Source organism: Nonomuraea sp. NPDC051191 (assembly GCF_044455665.1).
Classification (GTDB): Bacteria; Actinomycetota; Actinomycetes; order Streptosporangiales; family Streptosporangiaceae; genus Nonomuraea.
Genome location: NZ_JBITEZ010000011.1, coordinates 311,217 through 324,702, shown reverse-complemented (window position 1 = coordinate 324,702; position 13,486 = coordinate 311,217). Strand labels below are relative to the sequence as shown.

Here is a 13,486-nt window from a genome sequence, read left to right as displayed (position 1 = left end):
TGGGGTACCGGGGGCACGAACCTCGACTTCGCCGTGGCGGTCAGGAGGCCGGGTCGCCCAGTGGCCTCGCGTCCTGGTTCGCCTGCGCGTTGGACTGCCGCATCAGCAGATCGGTCGCCAGCTCCACCTCCACCTCGACCTGCCGCAACGCGCGCAGCGCGGCGCCCAGGTCGGGGAAGTCCGCTCCCAGGGCCGCGGCGGCGTCCCTGACGGGCCGGAGAACGTCGGGGATGCTCTGGCGGTGCTCGTCCATGATGTGACGGTATGACACCCGCGGCCGGGTCGTCACCAGGGCCCCTGGCCCAGCCCGGCGCGCCGGGGTCAGGGCATCGCCTTCAGGGCGCGTTCGATCTTCTCGCCCGGGTACGCCGTCGTCCGGCTGGTGCCGTAGAAGTCCCAGTGGAAGTCGTTCATGGCCGTCGCCACGGGGGCGTACCGGCGGATCATCGTGGCCACCGCCGGCGGCGCACCGGTGGGGTCGGCGCCCTCCGCGCACGCGCGGATGTACGCGTTGCGCTCCTCCGGCACGCCGTCCGGCGGCACCTTCACCCCGCAGATGTCGGTGACGAGCCAGTTGACCAGCCGTGCCATCGCGTACGCGGTGTCGTGGGTCCGGTTGTGCTCCAGGAACTCGATCTCCGGCCCGGACAGGTCGAACCGGGAGGAGGTCGCCAGCCCGAGGTCGGCGATGTACAGGCGTTCGCCGTCGGTGAGCATGTTGCCGAAGTGCCCGTCGAAGTGCGTCAGGTGGCGGCTGTTCATGAAGGCCACGGCGGGGAGCAGGCGCGATTCGAGCAGGACGGCCGCCGTCGTCGCGGCGTCCTGACCGGCGGCGACCTGGGCGGCCAGCCAGTGGTCGAGGTCGTGCGGGATGTACTCCTGGAACAGCACGACGGAGGCCGAGGCGCGGGCCAGGGCGCGCAGCCGCTCGCCCACCGCCGGGGAGCCCTCCCAGTACTCCATGGCCGCCTCGACGTCGGCGTGCTCGTCGGCGGGCGGTGGCGCGCCCGGCAGCACCCGCCAGTGGTAGAGCAGCGGGAAGGCCGGGCTGTGTCCGGCCAGCACCCAGTTGGTCGTCATGACGGCGGCCGCGAGCTCGCGCCACGCGCCGAAGCCGGGGGCGCCGATGGCGGCGATCCCGTACTGGCAGAACGGCGGCAGCTCGAACAGGTTCGCGGTGGACAGCGCGTTGGCCGGGCCGCGTTCCAGATCGGTCAGCGGGATGCGCTTGGCGAAGACCGGCACGCCGTCGACGTCCAGCAGCGCCGAGGTGCCGCCGATGCCGGAGCCCAGCACCCGGGCCTGCTCCAGCGCCTGGCCGAGCCGCCTGTCGCTGTGCAGCGCCAGCGCGGTCGCGACGTCGCCGTACCTGCCGGCCCGCGCGTTCCTGGACATGTCCGACCGTTCCGCCACTGGGCCCCCTTGATCGACTTCGTGGGTCAGACGCTACCCCGCCGCGTCGGTTCCGGGGCGTCGCTCCCGGTAGCCGGCCAGCATCCGGCCTCCGACGTCGACATAGCCGGCGAACAACCCGATCACCTCCTGGAGCCGCTCCTGCGCCGGGCCGGGGTTCACCAGGGTCTCGCCCTCGCGCAGGGCGGCGATCAGGGTTCTGGCCCGCGCCTGGCTCGCCTCCAGCAGCGACTCGATCCCCCCGGTGGCCTCGACCAGCAGCCGCCGGCTGCCGGGCTGCGGGATCACCCTGGCCAGTCCCCATGAATCGAGCTGCCGTACCGCGGTGCTCACCGCGCCCTTGCTCAGTTCGAGCTCGGCGGCGATGGTGTCGAGCGAGATCGGCTCCTCGGTGAGGAGCAGCAGCCCGTAGGTGCGCCCGGTCGCGTGCGGGAGGTTCCAGGAGGCCAGCAGGTCACCCACGGAGGTGACGAACGCGTGCCGCTCGCTCATCGCCGTGCCTGCCTCGGCGCCGGGATCGTCCGCAGGAACGTGTCGATCGCCTCGCTGACCGCCTGCGGGGCGTCCTGGTTGGCGATGTGACCCGCGCCGGGGACGACGATCTCATCGACGCCTTCGAGCCGGGCCCAGCCGGGCATGGCCGAGGCGATGTTGCCGGTGGTGTCCCGCTCGCCGCGGATCAGGAGCAGGGGGACCGGCGTGCGGTAGCCGGGGTCGGGGGAGAGGAACCCGACGGTCGCCCGCCACACCTGCACGAACTCCTTCTTCGGCATCTGGCCGAAGGCCCGCCGGGCGTCGTCCCTGGCGGCCTGGGTGGTCGCGGAGGCGTCAGACATCAGGCGCGGAAGCCTTCTGGCCGGGATCGTCCGCAGCATCGGCGCGGCCGCCCGCAGCAGCAGGCGGTCCCGCCAGGACAGCGGCGCCGTGTTCGGCGTGGCGCCGATGACGACCAGCGCGCGGGCCAGGCCGGGATGCCGCCGGACGACGGCCTGGCCGAGGTTGCCGCCGAGGGACTGGCCCACGAGCACCGGCCGTTCCAGCGCCAGGTGCTCGATCAGCGCGCACAGGTCGGCGATCGCGCGCTCGGCGGTGAAGCGGACGCCGGACGGGCGCGAGAGGCCGTGGCCGCGCAGGTCCCAGGTGACGACGCGGTACCCGCGCGCCCGCAGGTACCGGGACTGGGCGTCGAACATCACGTGGTCGGCCCCCGCGCCGTGCGAGAACACCACCGGCACGCCGTCGCCACCGCTGTCGGCGTAACGCAGGTCGCAACCGTGGAGGGACAGGACCGACGGTAGATTCACCATATTCTGAATATAGCGAACATCAGGGCGTACGGGCGACGTACAGGATGCGGTCGTGGGCGTCCTCGTCGGCCACATCGTGCACCGACGTCCCCACCAGCCCGTGAGCGGCCACCACGCGCAGCCCGGCCTGCTCGGCGACCAGGCGCACCGTACGGTCGGAGTGATGGCGCTGCACGTGCCGCATCGACAGCCGCTCCCAGCCCGCGCCCGCGCGCTCGAACAGGTCGAACTGCGTGATCACCACCTCGTCCGCCTCGATCCGCGGCGAGTGGGCGAACCAGGCCACGTACCGGTCACCGCGGTCGGCGACGACCGGGACGCCGAACGTCCGCCGGTAGTAACCGATGGTGTTCAGGTCGAAGAGCAGCACCCCGCCGGCGGCGAGCTGGGCGCGCGCGGCCGACAGCGCCTGGCGCAGCTCGTCGGCCGTCGTCAGGTACGTCAGCGGCACGTCCACGCAGGCGACCACGTCGAAACCGGCCAGCCCGGACGGAGGCCGCAGAAGTGAGCCCACCAGGAACGGGATGCCTTCGGCGGACGTCCGCCGCCGCGCGGCCGCCACCATCGCGGGCGACAGGTCGTAGCCGGTCACCTCGTAGCCCAGCGCCTTGAAGGCCGCGCTGCTGCCGCCCGTGCCGCAACCGGCGTCCAGCAGCCGCTTCCCCCGGCTCCCGTGCCGCTGCGCCGCCTCGGCGAACCGGCCCACCAGGGCCGCGGTGTCCGTCTGCGCGTTCAGCTCGTCGTAGCGGGCGGCGACGCCTTCGTAGGCGGCCAGCGTCTCCTGGACGTGCGACATGCGATGCCTCCTGGGACCGCGCCGGGCCCGGGGCCCGGCGCGGCCGGTCGAGCGGGGTTACCAGACGAACCAGGCCTGCCGGTTGACCCGGCGGCCGGTGACGCGGCGCAGCAGCTTCCTCATGGTGAATCACCTCCCTCCTCGACGAACCGACGAACCGATGAACCGGTGGTGGTCAGGTCCGGCGTGCCGTGCGGCGCACCAGGAAGGGCGGGGGCGTGATGATGCCCTCGACGTGGGGACGCCCGGGGCCGGCACGCACCTCCAGGCGGGCGCCGTCGGTGAGGGCGGCGAGCAGGTCGGTGGCCAGCGTCTGGGCGACGGCCGCCCCGGCGCAGGTGAACGGGCCGCCGCCGAAGGGCAGGTAGGGGCCGCGCGGCTCGGAGCCGTCCCAGCGCTCCGGCCGGAACGCGGCGGCCTGGGGCCAGTGCCGTTCGTCGCGGTGCAGCAGGTAGGGGCAGACGGACACGCTCTCGCCCGGCTCCAGCGGCACACCGCCGACCTGGTGGGCCCGGCGTACCGGGCGGCCGAGCAGCCAGGCCACCGGCCAGAGCCGCAGCGACTCGCGTACGGCCGACCCGGCGGGCACGGCGGCCAGGTCGACGTCGTCGGCCGCCGCCGACAGCAGCGCCCAGGCCACCACGTGGCCCACCGGCGCGATCGAGGTGCGGAACAGCAGCAGGTACACCTGCGCGACGTGCTCGGCGGGCGTCTCGGGCGGGGTGGCGCCGATGACGGCGTCCAGCAGGTCGCCGGGGCCGGGCGGGGAGGCGTCCGGGAGGGCGGGGTCGGGTGGGGTGGCGTCCAAGAGGGTCCCGGGTCGTGATCGGGGTCGCCGGTGGCGGACCTCGGCGGCGATCGTCCGCACCACGCGGGCCCACAGGGCGCGCCGCGACACCCGCGCCAGCCGGCCGCTGGGGCGGATCAGCACCTCGCGCCGCACGACGTGCGCCATCAGCTCCCGCAGGGCGGGCGGGCTGTCCGGCCGCAGCAGGGCGCCGGCCAGGAACCGGTGCACGGCGTCCCGTCCGGCCGAGGGCCACTGGCTGACCTCGCCCAGCTCCGCCACGACGGCGGGCAGCCGCTCGCGATGGGCGGCCACATGGGCGCGCAACGTCGTACGGGCCGCCCGGCCGATCGCCGCCTGCGTCGCCCGCGGCCCCAGCAGCCCGCCGCCGACATGGAAGAACCCGGACACCTCGTCGTAGTCGCCCGCCTCGTCGTGCAGGATCCGCAGGGCCTCCACGGGGTCGGCCACGCACAGCGACCCGTCGTCGGGCAGGCGGAACACCGGTCCGCGCGCGCGAGCCGCCTGTTCCACGAACCCCAGCGGGTCACGCCGGTAGTGCCGCGCCGCGCCGCGCGGCCACGGCCGCGCCTCGTCGGGCACCACCTGATCCGGTTCCCCAACCGTCGTCATCCCACCTGCTCCATGCCATCCGTGAATCGGGTGTACACGCAGGCGGCGCAGGTGCGCCCCGCCAGGAGAACGGTGTCGCACGGCCTCAGCGGCTCGGCGCCACAAAACCAGGAACAGCGGCAGCATACAAGGCGTGCCGCCGCCCGCTGGGGGTCAAGTGATCAGTGTGATCAGCGTGATCATTCAGCACCAATGTCACCGAGGTGCCGGGCCTGTCGTGGTGAGGGGGCCGGGCTCAGATCCAGCCGAGCTTGGCGGCGCGGACGCCCGCCTGGAAGCGGCTGTCGGCGCCGAGCTGGGCGGTCAGTTCCCCCACGACCCTGGTCACCGTACGGTTCGAGACGCCCAGGGCGCGGGCGATGGCGTCGTCCTTGGCGCCCGTGGCCAGCAGGCGCAGCACGGCGCGCTGCTGCTCGCCCAGGTCCTCGCCGTCGGCCGCCCTGGGCACCTCGCCCGGTTCGGAGGCCGTCATCCAGCAGTAGTCGAACAGCGCGGCGTAGGAGGCGACCAGTCCGCGGCCCTCGATGATCATCGCGCCCGCCATGAGGTCGCCGGGCGTCACCTCGACCACGGCCAGCTCCCGGTCCAGCATGATCAGCCGTACCGGGACGAACGGCATGGTACGTACCTCGACGCCGCCCTCCAGCATGCCCTGGACGTGGTCACGCAGGGCAGGCTGGGCCAGCTGGCTCTGGGCGTGCATGATGCGCACCCGCACCCCGCGCGCCACCGCGCCCACGTCCTCGGCGCGGGAGGCCCTCAGCCGGTCCGGCTCCCAGGCGTGCGGCATGTGCATGCCCATGATCTCCTCGCGCGCCCGCGCCGTCGCCGCCCGCAGCCTCTCGCGCAGGAGCTCCACCTGCGACCGGGGGAAGAACTCGACATGGGCGTCCTGGGGGTCGCCGTCCAGCCGCAGGTAGTGCTCGGTGAGCTCCTTGGACGCCGCCCGCTGCTCGGCGAGCATCCCGAGCAGCTCCTCGCCGCCCACCAGCATGCGGCTGAGCGCGGCCATCGCGTCGACGGCGATCTCGGCGCCGGGGTTGAGCAGGCCCAGCCTGGTCAGCCGCTCCCGTGCGCGCTGGAGCTCGGTTCCGCGCAGCCCCAGCCCGGTGGCGGCTTCGCCGAACGACTCCCGGTGCCGGCGCATGCGTGTGTACACCCGCCTGGCGGTGGCCTCCTCGCTCACATCCCTCTCCTGTCCGCTTTCCGCCATGGCGGGAAGCGGAAGCCGTATCCGCTGTCGTCGTGGCCCGCCGTACGGCAAGCTCAGAAAAGGGTACGGCGTGGTGAAACAGACCCCATACCCAACCCCTGTACCGCACTTCGGAGGACCTTATGATCACGCTTGTCCACAGTCTCGTCACGTACGGCATCCCCGACCTGAACAGCGGAAGCTGCGTCAAGTGCGTGGAGGCGGTGAAGCGGGAGCTGGCCCTGATCCCGGGGGTGGTGGGCGTGGACGTGAGCCTGGAGTCCGGCCGGGTGAGCGTGCTCACCGAGGGGCCGGTCGAGGAGAGCTTCATCGTGGCGGCGATCGAGGACGCCGGTTGCGAGTCCGACCGGCTGCCGGACTGGCGTTCCTAGATCGGCCGGCCTCTTGACCCCACGGAAACGCGGCGGACAGGGTGATCGGGCGAGACCGGCGACGCGGCTCGCCCGACCTGGTCGCCGACTACGCCTCACCGCTGTCGGCCCGCCTCAGCTGCACGGTGATCGGCCTGCCCGGCACCGACCACGAACGTTTCAAGCAGTGGTCCGAGGCGTTCCTGGGGGCGTCGGCGGCCGGCGCGGAGGCGCGCCTGGCGGCCTTCACCGAGCTGGTGCCGGGGCGGTGCTGCGCGCCGGCACCGTCGTGCTGCCGAACTCGCACACGGCCAACCACGACCCGGCGGCCTTCCCCGACCCGGAACGCTTCGACGTGCGCCGTTACGCGCCGGGCGGCTCGGCCCGCCCGCACCTGGCCTTCAGCCACGGCCCGCACTTCTGCCTGGGCAACCACCTGGCCTGGCCCTCCGGTCAGGGGGCGGCGACGACGGACTGGGTCTGGCGGCCCAGGCCGTCGATGCCGAGCTCCATCCGGTCGCCCGGCCGCAGGTAGACCGGCGGGTCGAAGCCCATGCCGACGCCCGCGGGCGTGCCGGTGTTGATCAGGTCGCCGGGTTCGAGTGCCATGAACCGGCTCAGGTAGCGGACGACGAAGACCGGGTCGAACAGCATGTCGGCGGTCGAGCCGGTCTGGCGGCGCTGCCCGTTGACGTCGAGCCACATGCCCAGGCCGTTCACCTCACCCAGCTCGTCCGGGGTGACCAGCCAGGGCCCGCACGGGTTGAACGTCGGGGCCGACTTGCCCTTGACCCACTGGCCGCCGTGGCGCAGCTGGAAGTCGCGCTCGCTGACGTCGTTGACGAGCACGTACCCCGCGATCGCGGCGCGCGCCTCGTCGTCGCTCTGCAGGTGGTGGGCCCGGGCGCCGATCACGACGCCGAGCTCCACCTCCCAGTCGGTGGCCGAGGACCCGCGCGGGATGTGCACGTCGTCGTCGGGGCCGACCAGCGTGTTCGGCGCCTTGGTGAAGATGATCGGCTCGGCCGGCGGTTCCGCGCCCGACTCGGCGGCGTGGTCGGCGTAGTTGAGGCCGACGCACAGGATCTGGTGGGGACGGGCGATCGGCGCGCCGACACGCTCACCGGCGAAGCGGGCGACCGCGCCCGCGGCCACCCGGTCGGCGACGGTCGCGGCCAGCGCGTCCAGGCCGCCGGCGAAGAAGGAGCCGTCGAAGTCGGTGACCACGTCGGAGACGTCGACGTAGGTCTCGTCGTCGATCGCGACGATCGGACGTTCGGCGCCCGCGGCGCCGATCCGCATGAGTCTCATGGAGAAGTCCAGCTTCCGGTGTCGGGGTGGATCAGAGCTGCGCGCCGGCCGGGACGGTGACGGTCTTCCCGGACTGGATGGATTCGTAGGCGGCCTCGACGACGCGCATGGCGTACACGGTGTCGCCGGAGTCGATCAGCGGAGGGCGTCCCTCCACCAGGGAGCGCACGTAGTCGGTGACCTCGGTGATCACGGACTCGTAGTGCCAGCCCCCGGGGTGCCAGGCGTCGGGGCCGAAGGGGACGTCGGCGACGGCCTCGCCGCGGTAGTCGTGCTGGCCGCGGAAGATCTTGACCACCGGGTCGGACATCTGGTCCACCAGGATGCCGCCCTCGGTGCCGTACAGCTCAAGGCGCTCGCTGTGGGGGACCTCCGACACGGAGGTGAAGCCGCAGGAGAAGTGGGCGCCGCTGCGCATGCGGCCGTACACCTCGGCGGTGTCCTCGATCTCGTTGTCGAGCGGGAACACCTTCCTGGAGACGCCGGTCAGCTCCTCGAACTCGCCGAGCAGCCACTTGAGCAGGTAGAAGGAGTGGGCGCCGGTGTCCATGACCAGGCCGCCGCCGAGCTTGTACTGGGTCCGCCAGTAGCCCGGCATCGACAGGTGGGCCTTCTCGTTGGAGCGCAGGTACGTCCTGGCGTGGATGACCTCGCCGATGGCGCCCTCGCGCACCAGCCGGTGCACGGCCTGGTAGGCGGCGATGTAGCGGCTGTTCTCGGCGACCATGAAGTGCACGCCGGCCTCGGCCGCCCGGCGCTGGATGGCCACCGACTGCTCGTATGTCGGCGCGACCGGCTTCTCCAGGATCAGGTGCTTGCCGGCGTCCAGCACCGCCATCGCGGCGTCGTAGTGCAGGTGGTGCGGCAGGATCAGGTCCACCACGTCGACCCGCGGGTCGTCGATCAGGTCCTGGAGGTTCGCATGGGTCTGGGCGCCGAACTCGCCGGTGAAGGCCGCCGCCGCCTCGGGGTCGACGTCGCAGCCGGCCACGAGGTCGACCACGTCGGACATGCGCTTGTAGGCCGCCGCGTGCGTCTTCGAGATCAGCCCGAGACCCGCGATGCCGATCCCCGGCTTCGACACTGACATGTGATTCTCCTGTACAGGATGTGACGAATGGATGGTTGGTGGGCGCCGGGCCTCAGCCCTTGAGCGAACCGGCGAGCACGTCGGCGCCGTACCGGCGCTGGAGGAGGTAGTAGACGATCATCACCGGCAGCGCGACCATGATCGCGGCCGCGCAGGTGATCTGGTAGTTGCTGCCGTACTGCAGCCCGACGAAGAAGTTGAGCGCGGCGGGCACCATCCGCAGCTCCGGCTGAGAGATCATCACGACCGCGAGCAGCAGGTTGTTCCAGGTCCAGATGAACAGGATGGTGGCCAGGGCGAAGATCGGCGAACTGGCCGTGGGCACGACCACCCGCCACAGCGTCTGCCACCGGTTCGACCCGTCCGTCCGCGCCGCCTCCAGCAGCTCGCGGGGGAAGGACTTGAAGAACGACGTCATCCAGTACGTGCCGAAGGCCATCGAGCCGCCGATGCACGGCAGCATCATCGACCAGTAGGTGTCGATGAGGTCGAAGGCCCGGAACTGGTAGTAGAGCGGGATGACGGTCGCCTCGTACGGCACGATCAGCCCGAGGACGAACAGCGGGAACAGCAGCGACGAGCCGCGGAACCGCATCGTCCCGAACGCGTAGCCGGTCAGGATCGAGAAGAAGACCGACACGCTCACCACCACCCCGGACAGCAGGACGCTGTTGAGCAGCGAGCGTCCGATGCCCGCGTCCGGGTTCTCCCAGGCGCTGACGAAGCTGTCCAGCGACCACTGGCTCGGCCAGGCCAGCCCGCTCACGGACGCGTCCGGCGGGTTGAAGGCGACGAGCGTCGTGGAGATGAAGGGATAGATCGCGAAGGCCGCGAACAGGAGCAGGACCACGTACGACATGGTGTTGCTGCGGCGTGAGATCATCGTGTTATTCCGATCTGACGAGCCGGTTGACCAGGCCGACGCCGATGAAGATGACCAGGGTGAGGAGCACGGCGATGGCCGCTCCCGGCCCGATCTGCCCGTTGACGAAGACGTCGCGGTACATCATCAGCGACGGCGTGGTGGTGGCGTAGCCGGGGCCGCCCTGCGTCGCCATCAGGGGCAGGTCGAAGATGCGCAGGGACAAGGTGAGGGTCATCACCAGCGACACGCGCAGCTCGTGGCGGATGCCCGGCAGGGTCACGGTGAAGAACTCGCGCACCGGTCCGGCGCCGTCGATGCGCGCGGCCTCGTACAGCTCCTTGGGGATGTGCTGGGTGCCGGACAGCAGCATGACCACGACGAAGCCGAACGTCGCCCACAGCGCCACGACGCCCAGGGCGGGCAGCGCCAGACCGGCGTCGCCGAGGAACGGCCGCACCAGGTCGGGGCCGAGGACGGCCTCGATGATCGCGTTGAGCGAGCCGTCCAGCGAGTAGAGCCAGCGCCAGGCGATCGCGACGACCGCCAGGGCGATCGTGTACGGCAGGAAGAACACGAACCGGAAGAAGCTCAGCCCGCGGATCCTGGTCCGCGCGATGATGCCCACGAGCAGCAGGGCGAGCGTCACCGGCAGCACGCAGCCGAAGACGACGAAGACGAGCGAGACCCGCAACGAGGTCCAGGTGTTCGGATCGGTCAGCACCTGGAGGTAGTTGTCGAGCCCGACCCACGTCTGCGGGGAGAGCCCGTCCCATTCGAGGAACGACAGGCGGACCGTGTCGGCGATGGGGACGAGGACGAACAGCGCGTAGAAGATGAATCCGGGCAGGATGAGCAGGTACGGCATCCCGCGGACCTCGCCCCGCCGGACTCCCCGGCGGGGGCGCCTGCCGGCCGGCGTCGCCGGGCCGGCGTCTGTGGTGACCGTGACGGCCATGGTGCGATCAACTTCCCTACGTGGCGCGACCGGTGCGGTGCGGTCCCCCGCACCGCACCCGCCGGCGTGTCCTGACGGATTCCTAGGCGCTCTGGCCGGCGGCCGCGGCCTCCGGCCGGGCCACGCCCGGCGCGGCGGGCAGGCCGATGATCTCGCGGGCCTCCTCGGGGCTCGCCACCTCGCGGCCCATGAGGTGCGCGATCTTGACGATCTCGTCCACGAGCTCGGCGTTGGAGCGCGACGGCGACCCGTCCGGCAGGTACGGGTTGTCCTCCCAGCCGACCCGCACGTGACCGCCCAGGCTCATGGCCATGGCCAGCAGGCGCCACTGCATCTTCGGGTTCATCACGCTGACGTTCCAGTTGACCCGGGGCGGCAGGTGCCTGACCAGGTACAGCAGGGAGTCCTCGGTGGGAGGCGTCCACGCGCCGCCGGGCCAGCCCAGGAACAGGGTCGTCCAGACCGGGTCGTCGAGCAGGCCCTGGTCGCGGATGAACTCCAGGTTCCAGAACGCGCCGGTGTAGAAGGACTCGACCTCGGGCTTGACGCCGTGCTCCTTGGCCGCCTTGCAGAAGGCCTCCAGCTCGGGGCGGGTGTGGATGGCGTACTGCTCGTTGGCCGGGTAGGCGGGGTCGGGCCGGAAGTACTCGTCGTGCACGTTGAAGGCGTAGGACATCATGTCCGGGCGCAGCTTCATCAGCGCGACCTTCTCCTCCAGCCGGGCGCTGGCGATGCCGAACTGGATGATCGAGTCGCGCTCGGCGCGGATGCGGTCGGTGAGGTCGGCCCAGCCGTCGAAGTCGGTGCGGGAGAGCTGGCGGCCGTCTTCCTGGATCGAGTCCTCCAGGTAGTGCACGCCGTGGTGGTGGACGAGCGACGCGCCGGAGTCGATCGCCCGTACGTACTCGGCGGCGACGGCGGGCACGTCGTCGATCCGCGGCATGCCCTTGAAGCCGGGATACGACATGGAACAGTCGACGGTTACGGTGATGACTACCTTGTCCACGAATGGCCTTTCTCGCATGGGGTCGGGGCAGGCGCCTCGTGCGCCGCCCCGCGGATCAGGAACGGGTCTTCATGTAGTCGGCCCAGTTCTTCTGGACCGACTCGTTGAACTGCTTGGGCGTGACCTCGCCCGACAGCAGCCGCTGCGCCTCGGCGCCCTGGAACGTCAGCATCGTCGGCGTGGGCCAGTCCTCCCACGTGAACAGGCCGTTCTCCGACGACAGCCGCTCGTAGGCGGTGACCATCTGCTTGAGCAGCGGGTCGTCGATCTTGGCGTTGACGCCCGCCTTGGTCGCGGAGGGGCGGCCGGCCGCGATCTGCGCCGCGACGGCCTCGTCGCCGGCGGTCACGTAGTCGATGAACGCCGCCGCGCAGTCGGGGTACTTGGTCTTGGCGGAGATGCTGAAGGGGAGGCTGTAGCCGCCGACGGCCGCGTGCTTGCCGCTGTCGCCGGCGGGGAAGAGCATGAAGCCGGCGTCGTCGCCCAGGGCCTTGCCGACGTCGCCGAGGGCCCAGGAGCCGGTGACGAAGAAGGCGGACTGTCCCTTGCCGAAGCGGTTGGTGGCGTCGGTGAAGCTGGTCGCCAGCGCGTCGGAGTTGAAGTAGCCCTTCTCCATCCAGGAGCGGAAGTCGGTCGAGCCCTTCAGGTGGCCGTCGTCGTCATAGGTGCTGCCGGGCTTGTTGTAGACCCAGTTGTTGATCGTGTCCGGGGCCACGTACCAGCCGTTGAACAGCGACAGGTTGTGCAGCGCCGGCCACTTCTCCGAGTCGCCGAGCATGACGGGGGTGACACCGGCCGCCTTGGCCTTGTCCAGCGCCTGGACGAAGGCCGCCTTGTCGTCGAGGGTGGCGGGGTCGATGCCCAGCTTGCTCAGGACGGCCTTGTTGTAGAACACGCCGACGTACTGGATGGCCGGCGGCACGGCGACCAGGTTGCCCTCGCCCAGCGCCTTGCCGTCGGCGGTGAACCGGTTGACCGTCAGCGCGGACTCGGGGAACTTCTCGGTCCACCCGAACGCCTTGGCGTACGGGTCCAGGTTCAGCAGCAGGCCCGCCTTCCACAGGGCGCCGTTGATGGCCCAGCCGGAGTTGCCCTGCATGACGTCGGGCGGGTTGTTGCCGGACATCACCAGCTTGATGGTGCTGGCCGAGGAGGCCCAGTCCTTGATCTGCAGGTCGACGGTGACGTTCTTGTTGGCCGCCTGGAAGGACTTCACCTGCTCCTTGAATCCGTTGGCGATGGCCTCGCCCGCCTCGGACATGCCGACGGTCAGCTTGACGGTGCCGTACTTGGCGCACGACGTGCCCACGTCGGTCGGCGCGGCGGCCGGCTTCGTGGTGATCGAGGAGCCCGCGCAACCTGTGGCGCCGATGGCGGCGGCGGTGGCGACAGCGGTCAGAGCTCGTGCGGAGCGATGGTGTCGGAGCATCCTGTCCTCCTTGAAATGAGCCATGAAGCCTCCGCAAAAGGGGGATGTCGGAGGGATTTCGATGGCGGTGACTCCTCGCGTCCTGAAGTCTCATCCACAAGGTCGGCGACGAAGAGCACTTGCGGGCGGCCGTGGGGGGCTCGACCTCTCGCTGTGATCAGTAGCGAGGTGTTGCGTCAGACGAACTGTGTTGCACCAAGGGACGTTAGTGGTGCCCGACGCTATGGCGGACAATCAGGGCATGTCAACCCCTGTGATCGGGGTGTTTCTTGTGAAATTTCCACCCTTTCCCGGCAAGTCATGTGTTGCGTGCGGCGTTAGGGGGTTGCAT

The 13,486-nt window shown here is 71.1% G+C and carries 15 protein-coding genes; 2 read left to right on the top strand and 13 right to left on the bottom strand.

Features of this window, described 5'->3' with window-relative positions; all coding sequences use genetic code 11:
• Window positions 1-40: 40 nt before the first annotated feature.
• The 7 genes from ACIA8R_RS31505 to ACIA8R_RS31475 form a co-directional block, all read right to left on the bottom strand.
• Complete coding sequence (locus ACIA8R_RS31505; RefSeq protein WP_357709071.1) at window positions 41-253, bottom strand: hypothetical protein; 213 nt, start codon at window positions 251-253, stop codon at window positions 41-43.
• Between the two features lie 68 nt (window positions 254-321).
• Complete coding sequence (locus ACIA8R_RS31500; protein WP_397041676.1) at window positions 322-1,413, bottom strand: serine/threonine protein phosphatase; 1,092 nt, start codon at window positions 1,411-1,413, stop codon at window positions 322-324.
• A 33-nt stretch (window positions 1,414-1,446) separates the two neighbouring features.
• The gene (locus ACIA8R_RS31495) at window positions 1,447-1,905 is read right to left on the bottom strand and encodes an HTH domain-containing protein (RefSeq protein WP_364092818.1); all 459 of its coding nucleotides are present in this window, start codon (window positions 1,903-1,905) and stop codon (window positions 1,447-1,449) included.
• Entirely contained in the window at window positions 1,902-2,720 is an 819-nt protein-coding gene (locus ACIA8R_RS31490) for an alpha/beta hydrolase (protein WP_364092820.1), read from the bottom strand. Before ACIA8R_RS31490 ends, ACIA8R_RS31495 begins: the two co-directional genes overlap by 4 nt.
• Window positions 2,721-2,739: 19 nt before the next feature.
• A complete protein-coding gene (locus ACIA8R_RS31485; RefSeq protein WP_397041675.1) occupies window positions 2,740-3,516 on the bottom strand; it encodes a class I SAM-dependent methyltransferase in 777 nt (258 codons plus the stop codon).
• Between the two features lie 175 nt (window positions 3,517-3,691).
• Window positions 3,692-4,936 (bottom strand): cytochrome P450, encoded by a 1,245-nt coding sequence (locus ACIA8R_RS31480; RefSeq protein ID WP_364092824.1) that lies wholly within the window; start codon window positions 4,934-4,936, stop codon window positions 3,692-3,694.
• A gap of 235 nt (window positions 4,937-5,171) precedes the next feature.
• Window positions 5,172-6,122, bottom strand: a complete 951-nt coding sequence (locus tag ACIA8R_RS31475; RefSeq protein WP_357709089.1) for a helix-turn-helix transcriptional regulator — start codon at window positions 6,120-6,122, stop codon at window positions 5,172-5,174.
• A gap of 149 nt (window positions 6,123-6,271) precedes the next feature.
• On the opposite strand from ACIA8R_RS31475, the gene ACIA8R_RS31470 reads away from it, so the two are divergent.
• Window positions 6,272-6,520, top strand: coding sequence for a heavy metal-associated domain-containing protein (locus ACIA8R_RS31470; RefSeq protein ID WP_357709091.1), 249 nt, complete (start codon window positions 6,272-6,274; stop codon window positions 6,518-6,520).
• A gap of 247 nt (window positions 6,521-6,767) precedes the next feature.
• Window positions 6,768-7,034, top strand: coding sequence for a cytochrome P450 (locus ACIA8R_RS31465; RefSeq protein WP_397041674.1), 267 nt, complete (start codon window positions 6,768-6,770; stop codon window positions 7,032-7,034).
• On the opposite strand, the gene ACIA8R_RS31460 is transcribed toward ACIA8R_RS31465, so the two are convergent.
• The 6 genes from ACIA8R_RS31460 to ACIA8R_RS31435 all read right to left on the bottom strand — a co-directional run bounded on the left by ACIA8R_RS31460 (window position 6,953) and on the right by ACIA8R_RS31435 (window position 13,155).
• On the bottom strand, window positions 6,953-7,810 hold the full coding sequence (locus ACIA8R_RS31460) for a fumarylacetoacetate hydrolase family protein (RefSeq protein WP_397041673.1): 858 nt from the start codon (window positions 7,808-7,810) through the stop codon (window positions 6,953-6,955). The genes ACIA8R_RS31465 and ACIA8R_RS31460 overlap by 82 nt on opposite strands.
• 31 nt (window positions 7,811-7,841) lie before the next feature.
• Complete coding sequence (locus ACIA8R_RS31455) at window positions 7,842-8,900, bottom strand: Gfo/Idh/MocA family oxidoreductase (protein ID WP_364092830.1); 1,059 nt, start codon at window positions 8,898-8,900, stop codon at window positions 7,842-7,844.
• A gap of 52 nt (window positions 8,901-8,952) precedes the next feature.
• Window positions 8,953-9,783 (bottom strand): carbohydrate ABC transporter permease, encoded by an 831-nt coding sequence (locus ACIA8R_RS31450; RefSeq protein WP_357709104.1) that lies wholly within the window; start codon window positions 9,781-9,783, stop codon window positions 8,953-8,955.
• 4 nt (window positions 9,784-9,787) lie between these two features.
• Window positions 9,788-10,630, bottom strand: coding sequence for a sugar ABC transporter permease (locus ACIA8R_RS31445; RefSeq protein ID WP_364092832.1), 843 nt, complete (start codon window positions 10,628-10,630; stop codon window positions 9,788-9,790).
• 172 nt (window positions 10,631-10,802) lie between these two features.
• Window positions 10,803-11,726 carry a 3-keto-5-aminohexanoate cleavage protein gene (locus tag ACIA8R_RS31440; RefSeq protein WP_397041672.1) on the bottom strand — a complete coding sequence of 308 codons (924 nt, stop codon included), beginning with the start codon at window positions 11,724-11,726 and terminating at the stop codon, window positions 10,803-10,805.
• A 55-nt stretch (window positions 11,727-11,781) separates the two neighbouring features.
• On the bottom strand, window positions 11,782-13,155 hold the full coding sequence (locus ACIA8R_RS31435) for an ABC transporter substrate-binding protein (RefSeq protein WP_397041671.1): 1,374 nt from the start codon (window positions 13,153-13,155) through the stop codon (window positions 11,782-11,784).
• Between the last annotated feature and the right edge of the window lie 331 nt (window positions 13,156-13,486).